Raw genomic sequence first — 25314 nt, forward strand, 5'->3', positions numbered from 1 at the left:
GCCGCGGGGGTGGGCCGCCCAAATGTAACCGCGCCCCCGCCGGGGTTGCAACAGTAAGGCCGGGTTCGCAGTAAGTAATTGTTCTATCAACTCTTCCTTACTTCCTACCCACCATGCGCAAAGGCACCCAAGTATCCTGGAAATACGGCACCGGCACGGCCACTGGCAAAATTGAATCGGTGCACAAAGAGCCCATCAAGCGCACCATTAAGGGCGCCGAAATTCACCGCAATGGCTCGGCCGACGACCCGGCCCTGGTCATCGTGCAAGACAACGGCGACAAGGTGCTCAAGCTCCAAAGCGAAGTGAAGGCCGCGGCCGACGCCAAGAAATAACTAGGGCCCCGGGGCCCTAACGCGCCAAAAGGCCCCGCCAGCAGCTGCTGGCGGGGCCTTTTGGCATTACCGGCAACGGCCGGAACGTTAGCGGTTGTTGGGGTCGGGCTTGATGAAGGCTTCCTTCTCCATCTCCTCGGGCACCACCACGATGCCCTGCTGGAGCTTGGAGTTGCGCTTGCCGTAGAGGAAGTACACCACGAAACCCACCAGCATCCAGCCCACGGCCACTTCCAGCGTGAAGGCGTCGAGGCCCACAATGAGCAGCGTGCACACCAAGGCGCCCATGATGGGCACCAGCGGGAAGCTGGGCGTGGAGAGCGGCGAGCGGAAAGGCCGGGGCTGCTCGGGGTTCGACTTGCGCATGATCCACACGCCCAGGCTTACGAGCACGAAGGCCAGCAGCGTGCCGAACGAGGTGAGGTCGCCGGCGAGCGAGCCGGGCACGAAGGCCGCGAACAGGCCCACGAACACCATCAGCATCAGGTTGGACTTGTAGGGCGTGTTGAACTTGGGGTGCAGCTGCGAGAAGGCGTTGGGCATCAGCCCGTCCTTGGCCATGGAGAAGAACACGCGGCTCTGGCCCATGAGCATCACGAGGATAACCGATGTGAAGCCGAGCAGAATGCCCACCGTAACGGCCGTAGCCAACCACTCGAAGCCGGGCATGTGGGCCCGGATGGCGTAGGCCACCGAGGCTTCGCCGCCCAGGGCCGGGTCGGCAAATTCGCGCCAGTTGGCCACGCCCGTCAGCACGTGGCCGAACAGGATGTAGAGCACCGTGCAGATGGCCAGCGAGCCGAGGATGCCGATGGGCATGTCGCGCTTGGGGTTTTTGGCTTCCTGGGCGGCCGTGCTCACGGCGTCGAAACCGATGAAGGCGAAGAACACGATGCCCGCACCACCGATGATGCCGCCGATGCCGTGTTTAAAGAACCCTTCGTAGGTGCGCACCACTTCGCCGGCGCCGTTTTTCACCACGGCGTCGGCCGGAATGAGGTAGGGCGAGTGGTTGGCGGGGTTGACGAACTGCCAGCCGATGATGATGAACACAATGACGATCAGCACCTTCAGCACCACCACCACGGCGTTGAACAGCGCCGACTCCTGGGTGCCTTTCACCAGCAGCAGGCTCAGGGCCACGATGATGAGCAGCGCGGGCAGGTTGATGAGGCCGGTTTGCGTCACGCCGTTCACCACGGCGTGTTCGAAGGGCGAGTGGCTTAAATTGTACGGTATACTGGTGCCGAAGACCTCCAAGAGCTTGTTCAGGTACTCGCTCCAGGCAATGCTAACGGTGGCCGCGCCCAGGGCGTACTCCATGATGAGGGCCCAGCCGATGACCCAGGCCACGAACTCGCCCATCGTGGTGTAGGCGTAGGTGTAGGCCGAGCCGGCAATCGGAATCATGGCCGCAAATTCGGCGTAGCACAAGCCAGCAAACACGCAGCCAAACGCCGCCAGGATGAACGCCAGCGTGACGCCCGGGCCCGAAGCCTGCGCGGCGGCGGCCGCGGTGCGCACAAACAGGCCGGCCCCAATGATGGCGCCCACGCCCAGGGCCACCAGGTTGCCGGCGCCCAGCGTGCGCTTTAGGGCCCCGTGGCCGGTGGAGTTGGCCTCGCCCAGCAGCACCGCCAGGGGTTTTTTGGCGAAAATATTGGCCATATCTTAGAAAAAGGGAATGTTTAAGAAGGGAAGGGAACCGAAAATACCCGCGCCGCACCACGGCCCAGGGCCCGAAATATAGGCAGCATTTTCGGGCCCTGGCCCAATTTCTGGCACCCTGCTTGCAAAGCGTTGGACGCGGCCGCTTAAACCAAGCAGGCCGCTTGCCCTCCAACCCGCTCACATTCATTTTATTTCTTCGCTATGAACAAGTCCCTCGCCCTGCTGGCCGCTCTGGCCCTGGCCACCACCACTGCCTTCGCCCAAACCGCCCCGCCCGCCGCCCCCACGGCCCCGCCCATGGCCCGCCGGGGCCCCCACAAAATGAAGTCGCCGGAGCAGATGGCCGCCCGCCGCTCCCAGAAAATGGCCCAGCAGCTCGGCCTCAGCCCTGACCAGCAAAGCCGCCTCCAGGCCGCCCTGCTGGCCGAGCGCCAGGGCATGACGGCCGCCACCGGCCCGGCTCCCGCCGACCGCAAGGCCCTGCACCAGGCCATGCAGGCCAACCACGCCCAGTACGAGGCCCAGGTGCAGGCCATCCTCACCCCCGCCCAGCGCACCCAGTACACGGCCCTGCAAGAGCAAAAGCGCGCCGAGCACAAAGCCAAGCGTCAGCAGCGCACCGGCCTGGCCCCCAACAACTAACGCCGACGTTATTCCACCGCGCATTAGGTAAAAGCTCCGGCCGTCTGGCCGGAGCTTTTTTGCGTTTGGGGCGGGGCCGGGGCCCCGGCGGCGGGGCGGCGTTGGTCCGGGCCGTTTATATTTGGCTAAACCGATGGGGCCCCGGCGGGGTTGCTTCGGCTTGGCCGGGGCCCCGCCGCGGCGCTTCCACGCAAAACCTTTCCCATGCCCCCCCTCCCCAGTAGCGCGGCCCCGGCCGTGCAAATTCAGCAGTTTTACGACAAGGGCCTGGCCCACGCCAGCTACGCCGTGCGCAGCGGCCGCCAGGTGGCCCTCATCGACCCGGGCCGCGACCCGCAGCTCTACTACGATTTTGCCGATGAGCACGAGGCCAAAATCGTGGCCGTTATCGAGACGCACTCGCACGCCGATTTTGTGTCGTCGCACCTGGAAATTGCCGAAGAAACCGGGGCCCGCATCTATTGCAGCAAGCTACTGGGGGCCCAGTACCCGCACCAAAACTTCGACGACGGCGACCGCCTCCCCCTCGGCACCGTGGAACTGCACGCCGTGAACACGCCCGGCCACTCGCCCGACAGCATCAGCGTGGTGCTGATGGACGACCTGGCCCAGACCCGCGCCGTGTTCACCGGCGACACCCTGTTTGTGGGCGACGTGGGCCGGCCCGACCTGCGCGAGGACGCCGCTGTGGGCGGCCACACCCGCGAGGCCCTCGCCGCCCAGCTCTACCAGAGCACCCGCCGCAAGCTGATGACGCTGCCCGGCACCACCCGCGTGTACCCCGCACACGGCCCGGGCAGCCTCTGCGGCAAAACCACCAGCCCCGACCTCGACAGCACCATCGCCAAGGAGCTGGCCACCAACTATGCCCTCCAGCCCATGTCGGAGCCCGAGTTTGTGGAGGTGCTGCTCGAAGACCAGCCATTTGTGCCCAAGTATTTCGGCCATGGCGTGCGCCTCAACAAGCTGGGGGCCAAGCCCTACGAGGCCAGCGTGCGCGCCGTGCCCCACCTGCCGCCTGGTACAGCCCCCGCCCCCGGCGTGCTGCTCATCGACACGCGACCCGCCGCCAAGTTCCGCGCCGGCCACCTGCCGGGCTCCCTCAATTTGATGGACGGCGGCAAGTTTGAAACCTGGCTGGGTTCCGTGGTGGGGCCCCAGGAGCCGTTCTACCTAATGGCCGATTCCAACATCGCGCTGGATACGGTGATTCGCAAAGCCGCCAAAATCGGCTACGAAACCAACATCAAAGGGGCCCTGCTGGCCCCCGCCACCCTGCCCGCCACCGCCCCCGAGGTAGACGTAGCAGCAGTGCGCGCGCACCCCGAGCGCTTCACCATCGTCGACATCCGCAACTCCGCCGAGGCCCAGCCGCCCCTCTTCCCCGGGGCCCTCAACATCCCGCTGCCCGAGCTGCGCGAGCGCGCTCACGAAGTGCCCACCGATAAGCCCATCCTGGTGCACTGCGCTGGCGGCTACCGCTCGGCCGCCGGCACCAGCATCCTAGCCGCCGCATTGCCCGGCGCGGAGGTGCTGGATTTAGGGGAGGCCGTGGCGGAGTTTTAAAGGATGCGTTTTACCCAAACACGAACCTAACCAGTAGATAGATTAATTAAATGCGCGTACTGCACACCGCCGACTGGCACCTGGGCCAGCATTTCCTCACCGGGCAGGAGCGCCTGACTGAGCAGCGGGCGTTTCTGACGTGGCTGCTGGGGGCCGTACAAGTGCACGGCGTGGACGCGCTGGTGGTGGCCGGCGACGTGTTCGACACCACTACGCCTTCGCACGCGTCCCAGGAACTGTACTACAACTTCCTGGTGCAGATGCAGGGCACCGCCTGCCGCGATATTGTGGTGGTGGGCGGCAACCACGACTCCCCCACCCTGCTTAACGCCTCGCGGCAGCTGCTGCGGCGGCTGCGCATCCACGTGGTGGGCGGCGTGCCCGCCGACCCCGCCGAGCAGGTGGTGGCCCTGGCCGAAACCAGCGGCCGCCCCGCGCTGGTGGTGTGCGCCGTGCCGTTTCTGCGCGACCGCGACATTCGCCTGGCCATTGCCGGCGAAACGCCCGACGAGCGCCAGGCCCGCGTGCGCCAGAGCATTGCCGCCCACTACGGGGCCCTGGCCGACGGCGACGCCGTGCGGCGCCTGCGCGAGCAGGACGTGCCCGTGCTGGCCACCGGCCACCTCTACGCCGCCGGCGGCGAGCCCAGCGAGGGCGCCGAGCGCGACGTGCACATCGGCGGGCTGGGCTCGGTGGGGGCCCCCGATTTCCCGGCGGCGTTCGACTACGTGGCCCTGGGGCACCTACACCGGCCGCAGGTGGTGGGCGGGCAGGCGCACATCCGCTACTCGGGCTCGCCGGTGCCGCTCTCCTTCACCGAGGCCGACGACCACCAGCAGGTGCTGCTGCTCGATTTTAAGGGCGCCGGGGCCCCGGAAATTACCGCCCTGCCGGTGCCGGTGCTGCGCCGCTTGCAGCGCTTCCACGGCACCCTCGACGCGGTGGAAGCCAGCATTTTGGCCTACGATAACGCTGCCTTCGAGTTGGTGGCCTGGGCCGACGTGCAAGTACGCTCCGACGAAGCCCCCGCCGAGGTGCAGCGCCGCGTGCAGGCCGTGCTAAAGGAGCGCGCTGCCCACGTGCAAGCCCCCCGCGGCGCCCGCCACCAGCGCGCCACCGATGCGCCCGACGTGACGGCCGCCGCCGCGGGGCCCCTGGCCTTCCTGCACGATTTGACGGTGAGCGAGGTATTCGGCCGCCGCGTGGCAGGCCTGCCGCCCGAGCGCGCCGCCGCCCTCACCGCCACCTTTGGCGAGCTGCGCCAGCTGCTGGCCGAGGCCGACCCGCAAGCCTGGGGCAGCGACGAACGCTAAGCCGGAGCCCTGCGTTCGGCTTTTTCCACCACCTGGGGGCCCGGCGCCGGCCGTACCTTCGGGGTGTTTTGTGGGAAATTTGTTAGCATGAAAATCATCAGCGTCCGCTTCGCCAACCTTAACTCGCTGCCGGGCCCCTACCTCATCCGTTTCGACGCCGCGCCGCTGGCCGACACGGGCTTGTTTGCCATCACGGGACCCACCGGGGCAGGCAAAAGCACCCTGCTCGACGCCATTGCCGTGGGCCTCTACGGCCGCGTGCCGCGCCACGACCGCCAGGTGGGCGAGATGGTGAGCCGCCACGCGCCGTTCGCGTTTTCGGAGGTCGAGTTTGAGGTGCACGAAACCGACGCCGACACCGGGGTCGTGGCCCGCGTGCGCTACCGCTCGCGCTGGGAGGTGAAGCGCAAGGTGCGCGGCGACGACAAGGGCGGCCTCGGCCAGGACGCCATGTCGCTGGTGCTGAGCACATCCAACGCAGCCGTTGTCAGCGGTAAGGAGGCCGTACCGGCGAAGGTGGGCGAGCTGTCGGGACTCGATTTCGGGCAGTTCGAGCAGTCGGTGCTGCTGAGCCAGGGCAAGTTTGCGCGTTTCCTACACGCGCCCGAAAAAGAACGCAGCGCCCTGCTCGAAAAGATGACCAACGTGGGCATTTACTCGCGGCTGTCGGTGGCGGCGTTTGAGAAGGCCAAGGAGGAAGAGCTGAAAACCAAGCTGCTGCGCGCCCAGCTCGACGCCACCCGCCTGCTGCCCGACGACGAGCGCGGGGCCCTGGAAGCCCGCCTCGACCGCCTGCACGAAGAAGCCGAGGGCCACTACGAAGAGCAGCAGGAACTGCGCGTGTTTCAAACCTGGCGCACGATTCTTGACCAGCTCGGCCGCCAAGCCGCCGACGCCGACCGCCAAGCCGGGGCCCTGCACCAAGCCGACGAAGCCCTGCAACCCGAGTTCACCCGCCTCGCCGGCCACCTGCGCGCCAAGGACGTGGCCACCCCGCTGGCCCTGGCCGCCGAGGCAGAAAAGACCCTGCGCGGCGACGCTGCGCAGCACCAGAAGCTGGAGGAAGCGCTGCCGCGTCTCACCCAAAATGCCGCCGCCGCCGCCGAGCGCCTGGCCACCGCCACCAGCGCCCACGCCGCCGCCCTGGCCGAAGAAAACCGCCAGCGCCCCCTGCTCGAAGCCGCCGGCCAGCAGGACGCCGCCATTGCCGTGGCGCAGCAGGAGCTGGCCAAAAAAACCGCCGCCCACAAATTAGCGCAGGCCGCCCACGAGCAGGCCCGCACCGCCCTGGCCCGGCAGGCGCAGGAAATGGAGGACCTGGCCGCCAAAGCCGCCACCCTCGACCACTGGCTCATCGACCACAGCCCCGAGGCCGATTTGAAGAACCAGCTCATCGCCCTCGACCGCGAAATCATCGACTTGCAGGGCGCACAAAAAGAGACGGCCGTGCGCGAGGCCCGGCGCACTGAGCTGCGCCTTGCCCAGCGCACCACCAGCACCGACCTATTTCGCCAGCGGGGCCTCGAAAAAGAGGCCCTTGACCGCCAGCAAGCCATCAAAGAGGAAGGCCAGCCGTGCCGCACCGAGCGCGACGCGCTGCTGGCGGGCACCACCGCCCCCGCCCTGGCCCAGCGCGCCGACGACCTCACCGCGCACTGGCAGGGCTTGCAGCGGCTGCTGCCCAAGGCCGAGGCCGCCCACGAGCAGCAGGCCCGCGCCGGGGCCCTGGCCGCCCAGGCCGCCGCCGAAGCTCCGCTGCTGGCCGCGGCCGAAACGGCACTCGGCCACCTCGAAACCCGCCGCGCCGACGCCCTGCTGCTGCTTGAAAGCTACCGGCGCGAGCTGCGCGCCCAGCAGGCCCTGGCCGACCTCAACGCCCACCGGCGGCACTTGCAGCCCGGCCAGCCCTGCGCGTTGTGCGGGGCCCTGGAACACGTTTTTGCGCCCAGTTTTGCGGCCGAAGCCGATGCGCAGGAGCTGCGCGTGGCCCAACAGCAGCTGGCCCTGGCCGCGCTGGACGACGAAGTGCGCCGCGCCGCCCACGACCAAGCCCGCCGCCAGGCTGCCCAGCAGCAGCTCCAGCAGCTGCACGACGAGGCCGCCGCCGCCGCCGATGTGGCCCGCCAGCAAGCCGCTGCCTTGGCCGGGGCCCTCACCCCCGCCCCTGCCCAGCCCGCCGACCCCACTGCCGTGCGCACCCTATTGGAGGCCGCCGCCGCCGCGCACGCCGCCGCCGCCGCCGACCGCCGCCACCTGGCCGTGCTCGACGATAAGCTGGGCGCACTGCGCGAGAAATACTTAAAAGCCGGCGAAGCTGCCACCGCCGCCCAACGCGAGATTCCGCGGCTGACGGAGCGGCAGGAAGCCGCCGAGCTTGAGCTACTGAAGCTTGAAGATGAGCTAGTTGAGTGGCAGGAACAGGCCGGGGTTTTCCAGAACGCCATCCGCGACCTGCTGCGGCCGCACCAACTGCCCCTGCCCGCTCGCCCGCCCTACGACGGCCTACTGGCCACGCTGGCCGAGCGGGCGGGCTTCTATGAAATGCAGGCGAGCAGCCTGAGAGACGTGAGCGAGGGCCTAAAGGAGCGCCGCATCCAGTACCAGGTTTACGCCGAAAAGCTGGGCAGCCGGGCCGGCGAGCTGGCCGCGGAGGCTGCGGCGCTGGCCGAAGAACAGCTACTCCTTAGCCAGCAGCAGGACGCCCGCCGGACCCTGTACCCGGGCCCCGACCCCACGGCCGCCGCTGGGCAACTGCGCCGCGCCACCCAGCAACTGGCCGATGCACTGCAACTTGCGCACCACCAGCTATCTGGCCAGCAACAGGCCCTGGCCATCGAGCAGAGTGCGCACGCCGCGCTGCAAGTCCGGCTGGCCGAGCACCGCACGGCCCTGGCCGCCCGGCAGGCCGAGCTAGCCGCCGCCTTGGCCGCCGCTGGCCTGGCCGATGCGGCCGAAGCCCGGGCCCTGCTGCTGCCCACCGCCGAGGCCGACCGCCTGACCCAGCGCCGGCAAGACCACCTCACGGCCCGCGCCGCCGCCCATGCCCTCCAGGCCCGGCTCGGGCAGGAGCTGGCCCTGCACCAGGCCGATGCACTGACCGCGCTTTCAGCCGGGGCCCTGGCGGCCCAGCTGGCCGAGCTGGACAAGGCCGACGATATTTTGCAGCAGCAGCTGGGGGCCGTGAGCAACCAGCTGGCCCAGGACGACGCGGCACGCCGGCTGCTGGCCGATGGCCTGCGCGCCTTGCAGCAGCGCCAGCTGGAGGAGCAGCGCTGGCAGGATTTGAGCGAGCAGATTGGCTCGGCCAAGGGCGACAAGTTCAGCCAGTTTGCCCAGGGCCTCACGCTGAGCCACTTGGCCCGGCTGGCCAACCTGCGCCTGCGCCAGCTCACGGGCCGCTACACCATCCTCAAAACGCCGAACCGCAACCTGGAGCTGCAAATCATCGACCACGACCAGGCCGATACGGTGCGACCGATGGCCTCGCTCTCGGGCGGCGAAAGCTTCCTGGTGAGCCTGGCCCTGGCCCTGGGCCTGAGCGAGTTGGCCGGCCACAAGGCCCGCATCGAGTCGCTGTTCATCGACGAGGGCTTCGGTACCCTCGACCCCGACGCGCTGACCACGGCCCTCGACGCGCTGGAGCGCCTCCAGCATTCGGGCAAAATGATCGGCATCATCTCGCACGTGGCCGACCTCAAGGACCGCATCGGCACCCAAATCCGCGTCCAGCCCGGAGCCGGCGGCACCAGCACCGTGCGCGTGGTGGACGTGATGGGCGCCGAAACCTCGTGCGACGTGTGAGGCCGTGCTCGGGGCCCTAATCTGCTAACCAATAATACTAAAACGGAGTAATCCGGCGACTGAAAAAGTCGCCGCCCCCCCCTTTGGACCGTCGGCTTTCACTCAACAGCGCGGCCCCGTAGCGCCTACGCCCCGGTGGCCTTCACCTCGGCCCAGGTCCAGTATTTTTTGGGCTGGATGTTGGCGTAGCCGGCGCGCAGAAACGCTAATACTTCCTGCTCCATTGCGGCCGGGGCGATGGAGGAGGCGTAGATGGGGCGGCCGTCGGGGTCGGCGTAGCGCTGGGCTTTGCTGAGCTTGCGGGGGCCGGCCAGGCGCAGCAGCGGGCCGGTGTCGGTGGGGCCGTCGGCCACCCAGATTTGGCCGCTGGTTTCCAAGGCGTTGAGGCGGGCAGCCAGGGGCCCCAGGGCCAGGCGCGGCAGCGTGGAGCGGCTTTCGAGGTCAATCCAGGTGGTGTACTTGCACTCCAGCTCGTAGCGCTGGCCGTCGTAGAGGCTCAGCACCCAATCGAGCCCCGCCGTGGGCCCAAACAGCGCGTAGTACGGCAGCGGCCCGGGCGTACGAACGACCACCAAGCCTACGTCGGCGTAGCCAGTGCGCTGCGTACCAGGGCCCTGGGCCACGGCCACGGCTGCTTTCACGCGCGCATACTCGGGGCCCCAGGCGGCGCGGCCGGCGGCGGGGTTTTCCAGAACTTCGGCGAAACGGGGGAGAAACCAGGCGAACTTTTCGGCCGAAGCTTCGTCTTCGCGCCGCCGCCGGGCGGGGGCCCCAAAGGGCTCGTAGAAACGCGCTTTTTCCTCCGCGTTCAGCCAGCACACCAGCTGCAAGGCCGTATCGGCCAGCGGGTCGGCCCAGTCCAGCTCCCGGAAATCGCCCAGTGTGGCCACCCGGCGCAGGAGCATTTCGTGGCGCAGGGCCAGCGCGGGATTTAGCAAAGCCCACACGCCCACGAAGCCATCGACGTCGAAGTGGTTGGCCGTCACGGCCTGGGCTTCGAGGCCGGACGTGGCGGGGTGGTGCAGGGCGCGCAGGCACGAGCCGGCGCTTGTGTCGTCGCGCAGGGGCCCCGGGGTGGCCGCGCCGCGCCAGTGCGCCAGGGTGAGGGCGGCCCCCAGGCCCACGCTATCCACCACGATGGTGGGCTGCTGGCGCACGGCGGCAAAGGGTACGAAGTAGCGGACTGGGTTCATAAGGGGCGTAAAGGTGGGGCCCTACGCCCGCCCGCGGCGGTTGGTGATGCGCTCGACGCGCTGCTTCTTGATCCAGCGCAGGTAGGTTTGGAGCTCTTCGGCGGCGCGCAGGGCCTCCACCGTGGCGTAGGTGCGGGCCAAGGCCCGGTTGCTGAGGAAGCGGTGCACGCTGCTGTGGCAGGGCTGGCACAAGTCGACGGTGGGGCCGTAGCGGCCGCCCTCCTCGCGGGGCACCAGGTGGTGGCGCGAGGTGGCCTGCACCTCCCGCTCGCACAAGCCGCAGTGCGGGGCGGCGGGGCCCGGGGGCCAGTAAGCAGGCAACGAAGCGCGGCGGCGAGGCATGGGCATGGGCCGGCGCAAGGGCCGCCGGCGAAAAACAAACCCCGCCAGCCGCCGCCGAGTTGCTCCACTTTTAAGAATTTTCGGTAAAATTCTTACCTTGGGTCACAACTGCCAAAGTCCAATTTTTAGCGAAATATGCATTCATCCCTTCTTACAATTTTTTCTTATTTAACCTCTATGAAATATATACAATACTCGCAGTCAAGCTCTTCTACCGCGCATTGGGGCCGGGCATTGGGGGCCCTGGCGCTGCTGTGGCTGATGGCCCCGGCACCGGCCCGCGCCCAAACCTGGATGGTGAGCACCACGGCCCACGTCACGCTCGGCGTGCTCGACAAGTACGGCCAACTGGGGCCCTACACGGCCACGTTTGTGGTGCACAGCGAGCGCACCGGCAAAGACTACCAGCTGGTGCGGACCATTGAGAAAGGCCAAAACGGCGTGGATGTGCTGTTCCCGAGCGATGCCTCGTCGTCCGATTATTTCAAGGCCAGTACCGGCGAGGCGGCCCCCGCCACCCCCGGCCGCTACACCTGGGAGTGCCTGGTGAACGGCAAAAAAGCTGTGGGCGGCCGCTTTGCCTTGCCCGAGGTGGGCAACGACGTGACCGTGGTGCAGAAGTAGCAGCCAGCGGCTACAAGCGCAGGGTCCCCGGCTATTTTGTTGCGAATCCCGAAAGCCCGGCCGCCTGCCGGGCTTTTTTCGTTGAAGGCGCGGGGCCCCGCCGGGGCCCTATTCACCGCTAATTTCTCCGCTCCCATGCCCCGCAAGTCCTTCGCCGAACTCATTGACAGCCCCGGGATGCCCGTGTTGGTCGACTTTTTTGCCGATTGGTGCGGCCCGTGCAAAACGATGGCCCCCATCCTCCAGCAGTTTGCCGCCCAGCACCAGGGCAAGCTGCGCATCATCAAAATCGACGTGGACAAGAACCCCGCCGTGGCCCAGCAATACCGCGTGCAGAGCATCCCAACGCTGATTTTGTTTCGCCAGGGCCAGCCAGTGTGGCGCCAGGCCGGGGCCGTGCCCGCCGCCGAGCTGGCCCGCGCCGTGGGGCCTTTTGTGAACAGTTAGCAATTAGTAGGGAGCGGTTAGCAGTTCGATGTTCTGATCTCCCGCGATTTTCAGCTTGCGTGCTACCTGCTCACCGATAAATACTAAATGTTCGCTGATAACTGCTGCTAGCTGCGCACTACTTTGGGGGTGGCCGGCGTTGGGGAGGCGTACCTTTGGTGCGCTTTATCTGCCGCCTATGCAATTGATTACCCTAGATGTGCGCCGCTGGCCGGCATTGGTTTTATTTATTGGTTTATTGCTATTTAGCACGATTCCAGGGGCCCTGGCGCAGGCCAGCTTCACGCTAAGCGGCACAGTGCGGGCCGCTGGCGGCGAGGCCCTGCCCGGGGCCAGCGTGGCCGTGCCCGCCCTGAACACGGGCACGGCGGCCGACTCAGTGGGCCACTTCCGGCTGACGCTGCCGGCCGGGCGCTACCAGGTGGTGGTGGCGTTTGTGGGCTATGAGCCGTTGACCAGCGAGGTGAACCTGACCCGCAACCAGCGCTTCGTGTACCCGCTCACGCCGAGCGAAAACGCCCTGGACGAGGTGGTGGTGCAGGGGGCCCAAACGCTGGAGCAGAAGCTCAAAACCACCCAGATGGGCGTCGAGCACATCGGCATCCGCGAGGCCAAGCTGCTGCCGGCGCTGTTCGGGGAGGTCGACATTCTGAAAACATTGCAGCTCAAGCCCGGTGTGCAGCCCGGCGGCGAGGGCACCAGCGGCCTGTTTGTGCGCGGCGGCTCGGCCGACCAGAACCTGTTTTTGGTGGACAATGCGGTGGTGTACAACCCCAGCCACTTGTTCGGGCTGTTTTCGGTGTTCAATTCCGACGCCGTGCAGAGCGTGGACCTGTACAAAGCCGGCTTCCCAGCGCAGTTCGGCGGGCGCTTGTCGTCGGTGGTGGACGTGAAGCTGCGCGAGGGCGACCGCCAGAACTACCACGTAACGGGCGGCTTGGGCCTGATTTCGTCGCGCCTCACCTTCGAGGGCCCCATCAACAAAGGCAAGGGCTCGTTCATTTTGTCGGGCCGGCGCACGTATTTCGACGTGTTTACCCGCGCCTACAACCGGGCCAATGTGAACAAGGAGGACTTCACGCCCATCCCCGACTACTACTTCTACGACCTCAACTTCAAGGCCAACTACACCCTGGGGGCCCAGGATAACCTGTACCTGAGCGCCTACCTCGGGCGCGACAAGTTTGGCTATTCGGGGGCGTCCAGCGGCTTCAATTTCAACTTCAACTGGGGCAACACGCTGGCCACGCTGCGCTGGAGCCACGTGTTCAACCCGCGCCTGCTGGTGAACACCACGGCCACCGTGACCGACTACCAGTACAACCTGACCAACAAGCTCGACCAGTTTTCCTTCAACCTGGGCTCGTCCATCCGCGACTACGCCCTGCGCACCGATTTTGAATACGTGCCCAACGACCGGCACGCCATCAAGTTTGGGGCGGCGGCCACGGCGCACCGCTTCGGGGTGGGCCGCTTGCAGGCCGGCTCGGGCGACGGCTCGGTGAACTTCGGCGCCGACGTGGGCTACACCGCCGCCGAGGGAGCCCTGTACGTGGGCGACAACTTCCGGGCCACCGACAAGCTGCAAATCGACGCCGGCCTGCGCCTCTCGGCCTGGCACAGCGGCACCAATAATTACGCTGGCCTCGAGCCCCGCCTCTCGGGGCGCTACGCCCTGAACGACAACGTGTCGCTGAAGGCCAGCTACGCCCTGATGTACCAGTACGTGCACCTCGTGACTAATTCGGGGGCCACCCTACCGACGGATATTTGGTACCCCTCGCGGCTCTCGGTTAAGCCGCAGCGTTCGCAGCAGGCCAGCACGGGCATCAGCTTTTTGCTGGGCGGCGGCAAGTTTTTGCTCACCGACGAGGTGTATTACAAGTGGGGCAAAAACCAGATTGACTTCAAGGACGGGGCCCAGCTTTTTGTGAACCCCGAGCTGGACAGTGAGTTCTTATTCGGCAAGAGCTGGAGCTACGGCAACGAGCTGTACTTGGAGAAGAAGACCGGCAAAACCACCGGCTGGGTGGGCTACACCCTGGCCTGGGCCTGGCTGAACATAGGGCCCCAGCGCGGCACCACCGGCGTGAACAACGGCCAGGACTACCACCCCAACTACGACCGCCGCCACAACCTGACGGTGGTGGTGCTGCACCAAATTAACACGCGCCTCACCTTCACAGCCAGTTACATTTTCACCAGCGGCAACCTCACCACGCTGCCCCTGGGCCGCTTTGGCTTCCAGGATATTACGGGCGCCAACATCAACACCAACGTGGGCAACAACACCGGCGGCACCGACCCGCGCCCCATCCCCATCTACCCCGACCGCAACTCGTTCCGCCTCATCCCCTACTCGCGCCTCGACCTGGGCCTGGTGTACAAGCTGCGCCCCACCCAGCGCGGCGGCGAGCGCGACTTCACCTTCAGCGTGTACAACGCCACCAACCGCCGCAACGCCTACTTCGACTATTTCGAGACGTTGCGCGACAAAACCACCGACCGCATCACTGGCTTCCGGGCCCAGCAGGTTTCGCTGTTCCCGTTCATCCCGTCGGTGACCTACAACTTCAAGTTTTAAGTCTACGTTTCGCGTCGGTGTCTTAGCGCATCGAGCTTGTGGACAACCTATTAGCTATTCGTTATGAAGCCGATTCCCTTTCGTTATCTCATCGCCACCGTGGGGGCCCTGGCGCTGGCTGGCTGCGGCAAGTTCTCCAACGACCTGGCCGTGGTGCTGCCCGAGTACAGCTCGCAGCTGGTGGCCGAGTGCTACCTCGAGCCGGGCGTAGTGCCGCGCCTTACCGTCACCGAGTCGCAGGCGTACCTCTCGGCCGTGCTGCCCATGGTGCCCACCGACGTGACCGTGAACCTGACGCTGCCCGGTGGGGCCCGGTTGCCGCTGTACTATCGGCCGGGCCAGGACCCGGTTACTAAGAAACTTTATACCCACATCGGCACCGCGCCGCTGGTGGCCAAGCCCGGCGACACCTTCGGTCTCGACGTGCAGGACACCAAGGGCCGCCACCTCACCGGCTCGGCTACCATGCCCGCCACAGTGCCCCTCGACTCGGTCAACTACAAGTTCAACGACGGCACCGGCGACAACCGCAAGGCGTACTTCCTCAGCTACTTCCAGGACCCGGCCACGCCGGATGACTACTACCGCCTGCAGCTGCACAAGGGCTTGCGCATTTACAGCAGCCCGGAGAACGATCTGACGGTGCAGGACCGCCTGCTCAACGGCCAGCTCGTCACGCTGGGCACCAGCTACCGCTTCAACCCCAGCGACACCGTTACGGCCACCCTCTACCACCTCGACCCCGCGTTCTACCGCTTCCGCCAGTCGGTGAACGACGCCCGCAGCGCCAACGGCAACCCCTTCGGCCAGCCCTCGGCCATCTACAGCACCGTGCAGGGCGGCGTGGGCGTGTTCACAGTGCTCAGCTATACTCGCAGAACCATATTTCTGTCAAAGTAAACGCATTCATAAAACACTAAAAAAGGCGACCCTGCTGAGCAGGGCCGCCTTTTTTAGTGTTTTCGGGTAAGTTGGGGGCCCTATTACAGCCCCGCCACCACGGTCCGCAGAAGGGCCGTGAGGCGCGGTTCGGCGGCCCCGGCGGCAGCGAAAATATCGGCCAGCACCACCGGCTTGAGGTGGCCGGGCGCGCATAAATCGGTGATGACCGAAACGGCCAACACGGGCAGGCCCATGTGGCGGGCGGCAATCACCTCGGGCACGGTGCTCATGCCCACCGCATCGGCCCCGATGGTGCGCAGGTAGCGGTACTCGGCGGGGGTTTCGAGCATGGGGCCGGGCAGGGCCGCGTACACGCCGCGGCGCGTGGTGGGGCCCTGGCCGATGGCCTGGGCCGCTGCCTCGGCGCGGGCCAGCAGGCCGGCATCGTAGGGCGCAAACATATCGGGGAAGCGGGGGCCCAGCTCGTCGAGGTTGGCGCCCACCAAGGGGTTGGTGGGCAGCAGGTTGAGGTGGTCGTCGATGAGCATAAGGTCGGCCAGCTGGAAGTCGGGGTTCAGGCCCCCGGCGGCGTTGCTCACCAGCAGCTGCTCGATGCCCAGCAGCTTCAGCACCCGCACCGGAAACACCACCTGGGCCATGCTGTAGCCCTCGTAGTAGTGAAAGCGGCCCTGCAGCACGGCCACGCGCCGGCCGCCCAGCGTGCCCAGCACCAGCCGCCCGGCGTGGCTCTCGACGGTGGAGAGCGGGAAGTGCGGAATGTCTTCGTAGTCAAGCGCGTAGGCCACGTCCACCTCCCGCACCAGGGCCCCCAGCCCGGTGCCGAGGATGATGCCCGTGGCAGGCTGGAAATTACCGGATTGCTTCCGGATGTAGTCGGCGGCTTCGTGGAGGGCGCGTAGGGCCCCGGCGGCGTCAGGAAAGCTCATGCTGTCAGTTGGTTACTTCACCGCCAGGCGGTCGTTGCTGGTGTCGGCATCCATGTAAATGCCGTTTACTAATTCCACCGTTTTGATGGCCTTCGTACCGGGCAAGGCGATGGTGGCCTGCCGCTCGTTGGCACGCCACACGGCCGGCGACTGGTGCACGGCGGACGTGGTGCCGTCGGCGTAGGTCACCTTCAGGTTCACGGGCACCGCGAAGCCGCCCACGTTGCGCACCGCCACGGCGGGACCCTGGGCGGTGGCCGCCGCCGGCTCCAGGGCTAGGTCAATGTAGTTGTTGGTGAAGAACCAGTTGTTGAAAAACCAGTTCAGATCCTGGCCCGAGGCGCTGTTCATCGAGTTGAAATAATCCCACGGAATGGGGTGCTTTCCGTGCCAGCGGGCCATGTACTCTTTCAGGCTTTTCTTGAACAATTCCTCGCCCAGCATATCCTGCAACGCCAAGTAGCTCAGCGAGGCCTTGCCGTAGGAGTTGTTGCCGTAGCCGGCGCGCAGCTCGCTGCTGGGCGTGATGACGGGCAGGTCCTCGGCCGTGGCCGGGTCGTGAATCCAGCGGTTCACCCGGAACTTCTTGTAGAACTCGTCGGCCTGCTCCACGCCGTTTTCGGCCCGCCCGATGAACAGCTCCAGCGTGGTGGCCCAACCCTCGTCCATGAAAGCGTAGCGGCTCTCGTTGATGCCCATGTAGAATGGAAAGTACGTGTGGGCGATTTCGTGGTCGGCCACGAGCTGCGCGAACTTCAGGTCCTTCTCCGGGCTGTCGTTCACCATCATTGGGTATTCCATATCGGCAAAGCCCTGGAACACGGTCATTTTCGGGAACGGGTACGGCACGCCGGGTAGGTTGCGCGAGAACCAGCCCAGTGCGTTCTGCCCGTTTTTCACGGCGTAGTGGAAGTCCTCGGTCGAGTCGGCGAAGGCGGCCTGCACGCTGGCGCGGCGCTTGGTGGCGGGGTCCACCACCACGCTGGCGGCGTCCCACACGTAGTGGTCGCTCAGGCCCAGCGTCACGTCCGAAATGTCCTTGGCCGTCCACACCCACGTGTTCTGGGGGCCCTGGGCGGTGATGTTTTTCTTGGCCAAATCGGCGGCCGTGGCGATGTGCATCACCGCGTCGCTGGTCATGGATTTGTCCAGCTTTTTGGCGAAAGCCGGCTGCAATACCTGCTTGGGATTTTGCAGCGTGCCGGTGGCCCACACGAGGTAGTTGGCCGGCACCTGCACCCGCAACGTGTAGTCGTTGAAGTCGTTATAAAATTCCTTGCTGTCCACGAAGTTCAGCCGGTCCCAGCCGTTGTAGTCGTCGTACACCGAAATGCGCGGGTAGAAATAAGCCAGGAAGAACGTGGTTTTGTCAATCATCCCTTCCCGGCCGCTCTGCACCGAAAGCGGGAAGTGCCAGGCGAAGGCCATGCGCACCGAGTCGTGCGGGGCCAGCGGCTTGGCCAGCCGGATGACCTTCCAGGTGGCGGGGCCCTGGCCGGCAAACGGCCGCGCCTGGCCCGCCACGGCGAAAGAATCAATCGTGACGCCTTCCGTCAGGTAGTCGGGCCCCGCGTCGCTTTCCCGCGCCGCGCCGGGCTGGTGAATGTTCTGGATCAGCCGGATGGTCAGGCTCTTGAGCGTATCGGGGCTGTTGTTGAAGTAGGTGATTTTCTCGCGCCCCCGGATATCACGCGCCGGCGGCGCGGCCTGCACCGTAATGTCGTAGCGGGCCGTGTTCTGCCAGTATTTGGGCCCCGGGCGGCCGTCGGCGGCCCGCGTCTGCTTGGCAAAAGCCTGCTTGATGTCGCGTGGCTGGTAGAGCGCCTGGGCGTGGGCAGCTTGCTGGGATAGGGCCCCCAGGGCAAGGCTAATTAGAAGGAGACGACGCATTGTCAAGGGTGCTAATTTGAATTTAATCATCCGTCACGCTGAACCTGTCGAAGCAGCTCTCCCGCAGCAGTAATCATTTACTCAGCGGGAGAGCTGCTTCGACGAGCTCAGCAGGACCATTTTTTATTCTCTACTTCGGCCAACTACTTAATTTCCAGATCATACGGCAGCCGCGCCTGCACACCGCTCATCGTCAGCAGCTTCTGGTACTGGGCGTAGGCCGGGTACAGGGGCCCCAGCTTGGTTTTGAGGGCGGCTTGCACGCGGGCATCGGCGGCAGCCTCGGCCTCATCGCCGACGCCGAAGCGGGCCAGCAGCGCCTCCAGGCCCGATTTGCGGCGCGGCAGGCGCTGCACGTCATAGTCGTCGGCGACGAGGTGGGCGCGGGCGGCGGCAATTTTCAGGGCGTCTTCGTAGTCGCCGAGCACGTCCACGAGGCCGTTGGCTTTGGCTTCGGCGCCGCTCCACACGCGGCCCGAGGCCAGGCGGCGCAGGCGCTCCACGGGCATGTGGCGGCCCAGGGCAGCCTTGCTCGTGAAGTCGGCGTAAATCAGGTCCACGCTGTGCTGCATGGTCTTTTTCTCGTAGTCCGACAGGGCCCGTGTAATGGTGGGCAGGTCCGAAAACTTGCCCGTCGTCACGCGGTCCACCGTGATGCCGAGCTTGTCGGCCAGCAGCGGCTGGATGTTGGGCAGCACGCCAAACACGCCAATCGAGCCCGTAATGGAGTTCGGATGGGCCACGATAGTGTCGCACGCCATGGCAATGTAGTAGCCGCCCGAGGCCGCCACGTCGCTCATGCTGGCGATGATGGGCTTCACTTTTTTGGTCAGCAGCACCTCGCGGTAAATCACGTCGGAGGCCAGCGACGAGCCGCCCGGCGAGTTGATGCGCAGCACCACGGCCTTCACCTTGTCGTCGAGCCGGGCCTTGCGGATGGCTTCGGCAAACTTGGTGCTGCCAATGTTGTCGTCCGAGCCCTTGCCGCCCACGATGTCGCCCTCGGCGTAGATGACGGCGATGCGGCTGCCGCTGGTCTTGCCCTCGCTTTCGTCGGCCTGCTCGTCGTCGGTGTAGTCGCTCAGGCTCACCAGGTGGGGCTTTTTGTCCTTGGCCAGGCCCAGCTTGCCGCGCATGTAGTCCTGCACTTCGTCGAAGTAGCCGAGCTTGGTCACCAGCTTCAGGCGCAGGGCGTCGTTGGCGTCGTGCACCAGCATCGAGTCGGAGATGACGTGCAGGCGGGCGGGCGCAATGCCCCGCGCCGTGGCCACCTGGCCAATCATGTGGTCGTTGAGCGAGTGCAGGTACGACACGGTTTGCAAGCGGGCCGAGTCGGAGAAGTTCTCGCGGAAAAACGGCTCCACGGCGCTCTTGAACGAGCCCACCCGGAAGATATAGGGCTCGATGCCAGCCTTCTCAAACAGCCGCTTGTAGAACATTACTTCCGAGCTCAAGCCGTTGAACTCCAGCAAGCCCTGCGGGTGCAGGTAGATTTCGTTGGCTACCGATGCCAGGTAGTAGCTCTTTTCGGACGCCGTTTCGTGGTAGGCCACCACAAACTTGCCCGACTTCTTGAAATCGAGCAGTGCGTCGCGCACTTCTTCCAGCGAGGCCATGCCGCCCTGCACAATGTCCAGGTTCAGCAGGATGCCCTTGATGTCGTCGTCGGTTTTGGCCCGGCCGATGGCCTCCTTCAGCGCCACCAGGCCCGTGGACGACTGCCGGCCGCCCAGCGGATTGAAGTCGGTGGACTGGCCGCGCTCGGTGAGCGGCTCATTCAGCTTCAGCTCCAGCACCGAGTTAGCGGCCACGGTTTTGGTTTTGCTGGCACTGCTGGCCACGCCCACGATGACGGCGAACACCGCCACGCCAAGGCCAAAAAACAGCACCAGCCCCAGCAGCGTGGCCAGGGTAAATTTAAAGAATTGACGCATGGAACGGAATGGTTTTTAAACTGGGTAAAAGTAGCCCGGCCCAGCCGAAGCCCGCGCTTCGCTGTTGAGCCGCAAGCTGCGGCGGATTCATCGCCGCTGGGCGGCTATTGTTACAAACCGCGCGGCGCCCTGGTCCGTTCTGGGGCCCTACCACTGAGTTAATAACCATATTTCTCGCCCCACCAGCCGCGCAGCTTCTCGCGGATGCGCTGCTCGGCGGCGTTCTGGCCCGGCTCGTAATAGGCGGTGCCGCTGAGGGCGTCGGGCAGGAACTCCTGGGCCGCGAAGTTGCCGGCGCCGTTGTGCGAGTACTCGTACTCCTTGCCGTAGCCGAGCTGCTTGAGCAGGCGGGTGGGTGCGTTGCGCAGCGGCACCGGCACGGGGTGCACGCCCCGGGCCCGCACCTCGGCCTGCGCCGCCCGGATGGCCGTGTAGGCGGCGTTGCTTTTCTCCGACGTAGCCAGGTAGATAACCGTTTGGCTGAGAATCAAATCCGATTCGGGCAGGCCGATGACGGTGCATGCCTGGAAGCAGCTCGTGGCCAGCAGCAGGGCGTTGGGATTGGCGTTGCCGATGTCTTCGGAAGCCAGAATGAGCATGCGCCGGGCGATGAACTTCACGTCCTCGCCGCCCTCCAGCATCACGGCCAGGTAGTAGAGCGCGGCGTTGGGGTCGGAGCCGCGGATGCTTTTAATGAAGGCCGAAATCACGTCGTAGTGCATTTCGCCGCCCTTGTCGTAGCGGGCCAGCGGGCGCTGGGCCACCTGCTGCACCACGGCATCGGTGACGGTGACGACGCCCTTTTTGTCGGGCGGCGTGCTCTGCACCACAATTTCGAGCAGGTTGAGCAGCTTGCGGGCATCGCCGCCGCTCAGGGCCAGCAGGGCGTGGTCTTCCTTGATTTTGACCTTCTTCTGGCTTAAAGCAGCGTCTTCGGCTAGAGCCTTGGCCACGAGGTCGCGCAGCGTATCGGGCCCCAGCGGCTCCAGCACGTACACCTGGCAGCGCGAGAGCAACGCCGGAATCACTTCGAACGACGGATTTTCGGTGGTGGCGCCGATTAGGGTAATTGTCCCATTTTCCACGGCCCCCAGCAGCGCGTCCTGCTGCGCCTTGCTGAAGCGGTGAATCTCGTCGATGAACAGCACCGTGCCGCGCTGCCGCTTGGCTTTGTCGATGACCTCGCGCACGTCCTTCACCCCGGCGTTGATGGCGCTGAGGGCGGCGAAGGGCTGCTTCAACTCGCTGGCCAGCAGCAAGGCCAGGGTAGTTTTGCCCACGCCGGGGGGGCCCCACAGCAGCAGGCTGGGCAGGCGGCCGGCGGCCAGGTAGCGCGTGAGCACGCCCTGGGGCCCCAGCAGGTGGGGCTGGCCGGCGTAGTCGGCTAGGCGGTGGGGGCGGCGGCGCTCGGCCAGGGGCGCGTCGGGGCCCGGGCCGGGCGGCGGGGCGAAGGCGGCGGGCGGGTCGTCGGGAAAAAGAGAGGACATGGCGGAAGGAGCGCGAACTTTGTTGGCGTGCGCCGGGGCGCTGGCTGCCGGGGCCCCGGCGCACGCCGCAAAGTTCGCCCCGCGTCGCCCCAATCCTGCATGAAAAACCAATACCGCGTCCACGCGGCCCTGTTCGTCGTCGCGCTCATCTACGCCGCCAACTATTCGCTGTCCAAAGACGTGATGCCCCGCTACATGGGGCCCTTCGGCATCGTCACGCTCCGCATCCTGGGGGCCCTGCTGTTCTTCACGCTGGCCAAGCGCGTGGCGGCCCCGGGCGACCAAATCCGCGGGCGGGCCGACACGGTGCGCTCCATTTTGTGCGGCATCTGCGGCATCGGCGTCAACCAGCTGCTATTTTTTGCGGGCCTGAACTGGACCTCGCCCATCTCGGCCTCGCTGCTGCAAACCATCGCCCCCATCGTGGTGGTGCTGGCCTCGGCCGTGCTGCTGCACGAAAAAATCACCGGCTCACGGCTGCTGGGCATTTTGGTGGGGGCCGGCGGGGCGGCGGCGCTCATCCTCAGCCGGCCGGCGCAGGCCGCCATCTACCCGCACGCCACGCTGGGCAACCTCTGCATTCTGGCCAACGCCACGGTATTTGGGCTGTACCTGGTGCTGGTGCAGCCGCTCATGCGCAAGTACCACGCCTTCACCGTATTGGCCCGAATTTTTTTGGTGGGGGCCCTCATTGCCGTGCCCGTGGGCTGGCGCGACGCCCTAGCGGCCGACTACGCCCACTTCCCGGTAAAGATTTGGGCCGAAATCATCTACATGATTGTCTTTCTCACCATCATGGCCTATCTGCTGAACAACTGGGCTTTGAAATTTGCCTCCCCCGCCCTGCTTGGCGTCTACATCTACCTCCAGCCGGTGCTGGCCGTGCTCATCGCCGTGGCCCTGGGCAAAGACGCCCTCACCTGGGACAAGGCCGGGCAGGCCGTGCTCATCTTCGTGGGCGTGTGGCTGGTGAGCCGCAAGCCCAAGGGGGCCCCGGCGCCCGTCGCGCCGCTGGAAGTGGTGCAGGATTAATTATCCTGATTAATCAGGTTCACCACCAGCGTCACCATCGTGGCTTTATCCTCGGGCTTGCTCTCGGCAATGAGCAGCGTGAGGGCCACCAGGGCGTTATCGGCCAGGCGGCGCGAGCCGTCGGAATGGTATAGGCAACGGTTCCGGTCGAGAAACCACACAAATAAGAACGCGGCAATGCGCTTGTTACCGTCGGAAAACGAGTGGTTTTTCACTACGAAATACAGCAAATTGGCCGCCTTTTCCTCCACGCTTGGGTACAGGTCTTCGCCGCCAAAACTCTGGTAAATGGTGCGGACCGAGCTTTGGAACGACGCATCCTTTTCACGCCCAAACAAGGCGCTGCCTCCGAACTGCTTGCGCAGCCCTTCCACGGCCTCTAAGCCGGCTTCGTAGGTTAATTCAAACGGCTCGTCGGTGGCCGTGCCGCGCACCTGCAGGCGCTGGTGATCGTACTGGTCAAGCACGTCGAGGGCCCTGGCGTAGTCGCCCAGCACCCGCAGCAGTGCGTCCGATTGGTCGGAAGTCAGTTCCTGGCTGGCTGCCACTTCGCCCTGTAGCTGCACTAGCCGCTTAAGGTCAGCTAGTTGGCGGGCGCTTTCGCGCAGGCGCTTGTCATTCAGCGCGTAGCCCTGCACCAAGTACTGCCGCAACACGCCCGTGGCCCACTGGCGGAAGTGTGTGCCGCGTAACGACTTCACCCGGTAGCCGACGGAGATGATGACATCGAGGTTATAGTACTTGACGTAGTAGTTTCTGCCGTTTGAAACAACTGTCAAGGAATCCTTGACAGTTGAAGTTTCCTCTAATTCTCCTTCGCGGAAAAGGTTGCGCACGTGCAAGCTTACGTTTTGCTTTGTCGTAGCAAAAAGCTCCGCCATTTGCGCTTGGGTCAGCCAGACGGTTTCGTGGTCGAGCTGCACTTCGAGTTGGGTTTGCCCGTCGGGGGCTTGGTAGAGAAGGACGTTTTCGGTGGGATTCATTGGAACAGAGAAGAATGATTCGGCGAAACACGCCATAATTTTCGGTGCAAACAAAAGGGCCCCGACTGCGCGATGCAGCCGGGGCCCCAGCATTTCTTACAACCGAAAAGCTTACAGGTGAATTACTTCACCGTAGGCAGCGGCGGCGGCTTCCATGATGGCCTCGCTCATGGTGGGGTGCGGGTGCACCGATTTGATGATTTCGTGGCCGGTGGTTTCGAGCTTGCGGGCTACCACTACTTCGGCAATCAGCTCGGTCACGTTGGCCCCGATCATGTGGGCCCCCAGCCACTCGCCGTACTTCTTGTCGAAGATGACCTTCACGAAGCCGTCTTTGGCACCGGCGGCGCTGGCCTTGCCTGAAGCCGAGAACGGAAACTTGCCCACCAGGATGTCGTAGCCCTTGTCCTTGGCTTCCTTTTCGGTGAGGCCCACGCTGGCAATTTCGGGCGAGGCGTAGGTGCAGCCAGGGATGTTCTGGTAGTTGAGGGGCTCGGGGTGGTGGCCGGCGATTTTCTCGACGCAGATGATGCCCTCGGCCGAGGCCACGTGGGCCAGCGCGGGGCCCGGCACGATGTCGCCGATGGCGTACACACCGGGCACGTTAGTCTGGTAAAAGTCGTCCACCAGCACGCGGCCGCGGTCGGTTTTAATGCCCAGCTCTTCGAGGCCAATGTTCTCGATGTTGGTCTGGATGCCCACGGCGCTGAGCACCACGTCGCAGTTGATTTGCTCCTCGCCCTTGGCCGTTTTGATGGTCACCACGCAGCCGGTGCCGCTGGTGTCCACCTTCGTTACTTCGGCGTTGGTGAGGATGTTGATGCCGATTTTGCGGTAGGATTTCTCCATCTGGCGCGAAATCTCCTCGTCCTCCACCGGCACGATGCGGGGCATGAACTCCACGATGGTGACCTCCGCGCCCATGGTGCGGTAGAAGTACGCAAACTCGACGCCGATGGCGCCCGAGCCCACTACCACCATCTTCTTGGGCATCTGCTCCAGGGTCATGGCCTTGCGGTAGCCGATGATTTTCTTGTCGTCGATGGGCAGGTTGGGCAGTTGGCGGGCGCGGGTGCCGGTGGCCAGGATGATGCTCTTGGCCTCCACGGTTTCCTTGGTGCCGTCGGCCTTCGTGACCTCCACTTTGCCGGGGGCCACCAATTTGCCCACGCCCATCACGGTCTCAATCTTATTCTTTTTGAACAGGAAGTTGATGCCCTTGCTCATGCCGTCGGCCACGCCGCGGCTGCGCTGCACCACTTTGGCAAAGTCGAAGCTTACGCCCTCGGCGCTCAGGCCGTAGTCGGCGGCGTGGTGGAAATACTCGAATACCTGCGCCGATTTCAGCAGCGCTTTGGTGGGAATGCAGCCCCAGTTGAGGCAAATGCCGCCGAGGCTTTCGCGCTCGATGACGCCCACTTTCAGGCCCAGCTGCGAGGCCCGAATGGCCGCCACGTAGCCGCCCGGGCCGCTGCCCACCACCACCAAATCAAATTGCAATGCCATAAAGTCTTACGAAAGAAGAGAAAGGAAAATCGCCGGCCGCCCGCCGCCCCGGCCGGTGCGCAAAGATAGCCGCGCACCCCGGCCCGCTCCTAAACCCCGCCGGGCCCCCGAACGTGCCCGCCCTTTTGCGAAGCG

The 25314-nt window shown here is 65.4% G+C and carries 19 protein-coding genes; 10 read left to right on the plus strand and 9 right to left on the minus strand.

Annotated elements, in window-relative coordinates:
• The first annotated feature begins 113 nt into the window (after positions 1–113).
• Positions 114–335, plus strand: coding sequence for a DUF2945 domain-containing protein (locus tag EAH73_RS01990; protein ID WP_140464696.1), 222 nt, complete (start codon positions 114–116; stop codon positions 333–335).
• A gap of 87 nt (positions 336–422) precedes the next feature.
• Here the strand turns inward: EAH73_RS01990 and EAH73_RS01995 are convergent, their stop codons facing one another.
• Positions 423–2003 (minus strand): amino acid permease, encoded by a 1581-nt coding sequence (locus EAH73_RS01995; RefSeq protein WP_140464698.1) that lies wholly within the window; start codon positions 2001–2003, stop codon positions 423–425.
• Between the two features lie 204 nt (positions 2004–2207).
• Between EAH73_RS01995 and EAH73_RS02000 the strand changes: the two genes are divergently transcribed.
• From EAH73_RS02000 to EAH73_RS23830, 4 genes are all read left to right on the plus strand, one after another.
• On the plus strand, positions 2208–2648 hold the full coding sequence (locus EAH73_RS02000; RefSeq protein ID WP_140464700.1) for a hypothetical protein: 441 nt from the start codon (positions 2208–2210) through the stop codon (positions 2646–2648).
• A gap of 204 nt (positions 2649–2852) precedes the next feature.
• The gene (locus EAH73_RS02005) at positions 2853–4214 is read left to right on the plus strand and encodes an MBL fold metallo-hydrolase (RefSeq protein ID WP_140464701.1); all 1362 of its coding nucleotides are present in this window, start codon (positions 2853–2855) and stop codon (positions 4212–4214) included.
• Between the two features lie 50 nt (positions 4215–4264).
• Complete coding sequence (sbcD, locus tag EAH73_RS02010) at positions 4265–5527, plus strand: exonuclease subunit SbcD (protein WP_140464703.1); 1263 nt, start codon at positions 4265–4267, stop codon at positions 5525–5527.
• Positions 5528–5614: 87 nt separating this feature from the next.
• Complete coding sequence (locus tag EAH73_RS23830) at positions 5615–9328, plus strand: AAA family ATPase (protein WP_140464705.1); 3714 nt, start codon at positions 5615–5617, stop codon at positions 9326–9328.
• Between the two features lie 125 nt (positions 9329–9453).
• Here EAH73_RS23830 and EAH73_RS02020 read toward each other — a convergent pair whose 3' ends face one another.
• Complete coding sequence (locus tag EAH73_RS02020) at positions 9454–10521, minus strand: DUF6687 family protein (RefSeq protein WP_140464707.1); 1068 nt, start codon at positions 10519–10521, stop codon at positions 9454–9456.
• A gap of 21 nt (positions 10522–10542) precedes the next feature.
• Positions 10543–10869, minus strand: coding sequence for an HNH endonuclease (locus tag EAH73_RS02025; RefSeq protein WP_240047103.1), 327 nt, complete (start codon positions 10867–10869; stop codon positions 10543–10545).
• 171 nt (positions 10870–11040) lie between these two features.
• On the opposite strand from EAH73_RS02025, the gene EAH73_RS02030 reads away from it, so the two are divergent.
• From EAH73_RS02030 to EAH73_RS02045, 4 genes are all read left to right on the plus strand, one after another.
• On the plus strand, positions 11041–11487 hold the full coding sequence (locus EAH73_RS02030) for a hypothetical protein (protein WP_140464709.1): 447 nt from the start codon (positions 11041–11043) through the stop codon (positions 11485–11487).
• A 135-nt stretch (positions 11488–11622) separates the two neighbouring features.
• Positions 11623–11934 carry a thioredoxin gene (trxA, locus tag EAH73_RS02035; RefSeq protein WP_140464711.1) on the plus strand — a complete coding sequence of 104 codons (312 nt, stop codon included), beginning with the start codon at positions 11623–11625 and terminating at the stop codon, positions 11932–11934.
• Positions 11935–12112: 178 nt separating this feature from the next.
• Positions 12113–14518 carry a TonB-dependent receptor gene (locus EAH73_RS02040; RefSeq protein ID WP_140464713.1) on the plus strand — a complete coding sequence of 802 codons (2406 nt, stop codon included), beginning with the start codon at positions 12113–12115 and terminating at the stop codon, positions 14516–14518.
• Between the two features lie 63 nt (positions 14519–14581).
• Positions 14582–15418, plus strand: coding sequence for a DUF4249 domain-containing protein (locus EAH73_RS02045; protein ID WP_140464715.1), 837 nt, complete (start codon positions 14582–14584; stop codon positions 15416–15418).
• A gap of 83 nt (positions 15419–15501) precedes the next feature.
• Here the strand turns inward: EAH73_RS02045 and EAH73_RS02050 are convergent, their stop codons facing one another.
• The 4 genes from EAH73_RS02050 to EAH73_RS02065 form a co-directional block, all read right to left on the minus strand.
• Complete coding sequence (locus tag EAH73_RS02050) at positions 15502–16347, minus strand: purine-nucleoside phosphorylase (protein WP_140464717.1); 846 nt, start codon at positions 16345–16347, stop codon at positions 15502–15504.
• A 12-nt stretch (positions 16348–16359) separates the two neighbouring features.
• Positions 16360–18237: a M1 family metallopeptidase gene (locus tag EAH73_RS02055; protein WP_140464719.1), complete on the minus strand. Its 1878-nt coding sequence runs from the start codon at positions 18235–18237 to the stop codon at positions 16360–16362.
• A gap of 143 nt (positions 18238–18380) precedes the next feature.
• A complete protein-coding gene (sppA, locus tag EAH73_RS02060; RefSeq protein WP_140464721.1) occupies positions 18381–20171 on the minus strand; it encodes a signal peptide peptidase SppA in 1791 nt (596 codons plus the stop codon).
• Between the two features lie 158 nt (positions 20172–20329).
• Positions 20330–21658 carry a replication-associated recombination protein A gene (locus EAH73_RS02065; RefSeq protein ID WP_140464723.1) on the minus strand — a complete coding sequence of 443 codons (1329 nt, stop codon included), beginning with the start codon at positions 21656–21658 and terminating at the stop codon, positions 20330–20332.
• A gap of 99 nt (positions 21659–21757) precedes the next feature.
• Here EAH73_RS02065 and EAH73_RS02070 point away from each other — a divergent pair, with 99 nt between their 5' ends.
• Positions 21758–22690 (plus strand): DMT family transporter, encoded by a 933-nt coding sequence (locus tag EAH73_RS02070; RefSeq protein ID WP_140464725.1) that lies wholly within the window; start codon positions 21758–21760, stop codon positions 22688–22690.
• On the opposite strand, the gene rhuM is transcribed toward EAH73_RS02070, so the two are convergent.
• Positions 22687–23673, minus strand: a complete 987-nt coding sequence (rhuM, locus tag EAH73_RS02075; RefSeq protein ID WP_140464727.1) for a virulence protein RhuM/Fic/DOC family protein — start codon at positions 23671–23673, stop codon at positions 22687–22689. The two genes, EAH73_RS02070 and rhuM, sit on opposite strands and share 4 nt — an antisense overlap.
• A 111-nt stretch (positions 23674–23784) precedes the next feature.
• The gene (lpdA, locus tag EAH73_RS02080; protein WP_140464729.1) at positions 23785–25179 is read right to left on the minus strand and encodes a dihydrolipoyl dehydrogenase; all 1395 of its coding nucleotides are present in this window, start codon (positions 25177–25179) and stop codon (positions 23785–23787) included.
• Positions 25180–25314 lie beyond the last annotated feature (135 nt).

This window comes from Hymenobacter nivis, from assembly GCF_006439025.1.
GTDB classification, from domain to species: domain Bacteria; phylum Bacteroidota; class Bacteroidia; order Cytophagales; family Hymenobacteraceae; genus Hymenobacter; species Hymenobacter nivis_A.

Coding starts and splice junctions, on each gene's coding strand:
- EAH73_RS01990 (WP_140464696.1), top strand. CDS start 114: ATGCGCAAAGGCACCCAAGTATCCTGGAAATACGGCACCGGCACGGCC.
- EAH73_RS01995 (WP_140464698.1), bottom strand. CDS start 2,003: ATGGCCAATATTTTCGCCAAAAAACCCCTGGCGGTGCTGCTGGGCGAG.
- EAH73_RS02000 (WP_140464700.1), top strand. CDS start 2,208: ATGAACAAGTCCCTCGCCCTGCTGGCCGCTCTGGCCCTGGCCACCACC.
- EAH73_RS02005 (WP_140464701.1), top strand. CDS start 2,853: ATGCCCCCCCTCCCCAGTAGCGCGGCCCCGGCCGTGCAAATTCAGCAG.
- sbcD (WP_140464703.1), top strand. CDS start 4,265: ATGCGCGTACTGCACACCGCCGACTGGCACCTGGGCCAGCATTTCCTC.
- EAH73_RS23830 (WP_140464705.1), top strand. CDS start 5,615: ATGAAAATCATCAGCGTCCGCTTCGCCAACCTTAACTCGCTGCCGGGC.
- EAH73_RS02020 (WP_140464707.1), bottom strand. CDS start 10,521: ATGAACCCAGTCCGCTACTTCGTACCCTTTGCCGCCGTGCGCCAGCAG.
- EAH73_RS02025 (WP_240047103.1), bottom strand. CDS start 10,869: ATGCCCATGCCTCGCCGCCGCGCTTCGTTGCCTGCTTACTGGCCCCCG.
- EAH73_RS02030 (WP_140464709.1), top strand. CDS start 11,041: ATGAAATATATACAATACTCGCAGTCAAGCTCTTCTACCGCGCATTGG.
- trxA (WP_140464711.1), top strand. CDS start 11,623: ATGCCCCGCAAGTCCTTCGCCGAACTCATTGACAGCCCCGGGATGCCC.
- EAH73_RS02040 (WP_140464713.1), top strand. CDS start 12,113: ATGCAATTGATTACCCTAGATGTGCGCCGCTGGCCGGCATTGGTTTTA.
- EAH73_RS02045 (WP_140464715.1), top strand. CDS start 14,582: ATGAAGCCGATTCCCTTTCGTTATCTCATCGCCACCGTGGGGGCCCTG.
- EAH73_RS02050 (WP_140464717.1), bottom strand. CDS start 16,347: ATGAGCTTTCCTGACGCCGCCGGGGCCCTACGCGCCCTCCACGAAGCC.
- EAH73_RS02055 (WP_140464719.1), bottom strand. CDS start 18,237: ATGCGTCGTCTCCTTCTAATTAGCCTTGCCCTGGGGGCCCTATCCCAG.
- sppA (WP_140464721.1), bottom strand. CDS start 20,171: ATGCGTCAATTCTTTAAATTTACCCTGGCCACGCTGCTGGGGCTGGTG.
- EAH73_RS02065 (WP_140464723.1), bottom strand. CDS start 21,658: ATGTCCTCTCTTTTTCCCGACGACCCGCCCGCCGCCTTCGCCCCGCCG.
- EAH73_RS02070 (WP_140464725.1), top strand. CDS start 21,758: ATGAAAAACCAATACCGCGTCCACGCGGCCCTGTTCGTCGTCGCGCTC.
- rhuM (WP_140464727.1), bottom strand. CDS start 23,673: ATGAATCCCACCGAAAACGTCCTTCTCTACCAAGCCCCCGACGGGCAA.
- lpdA (WP_140464729.1), bottom strand. CDS start 25,179: ATGGCATTGCAATTTGATTTGGTGGTGGTGGGCAGCGGCCCGGGCGGC.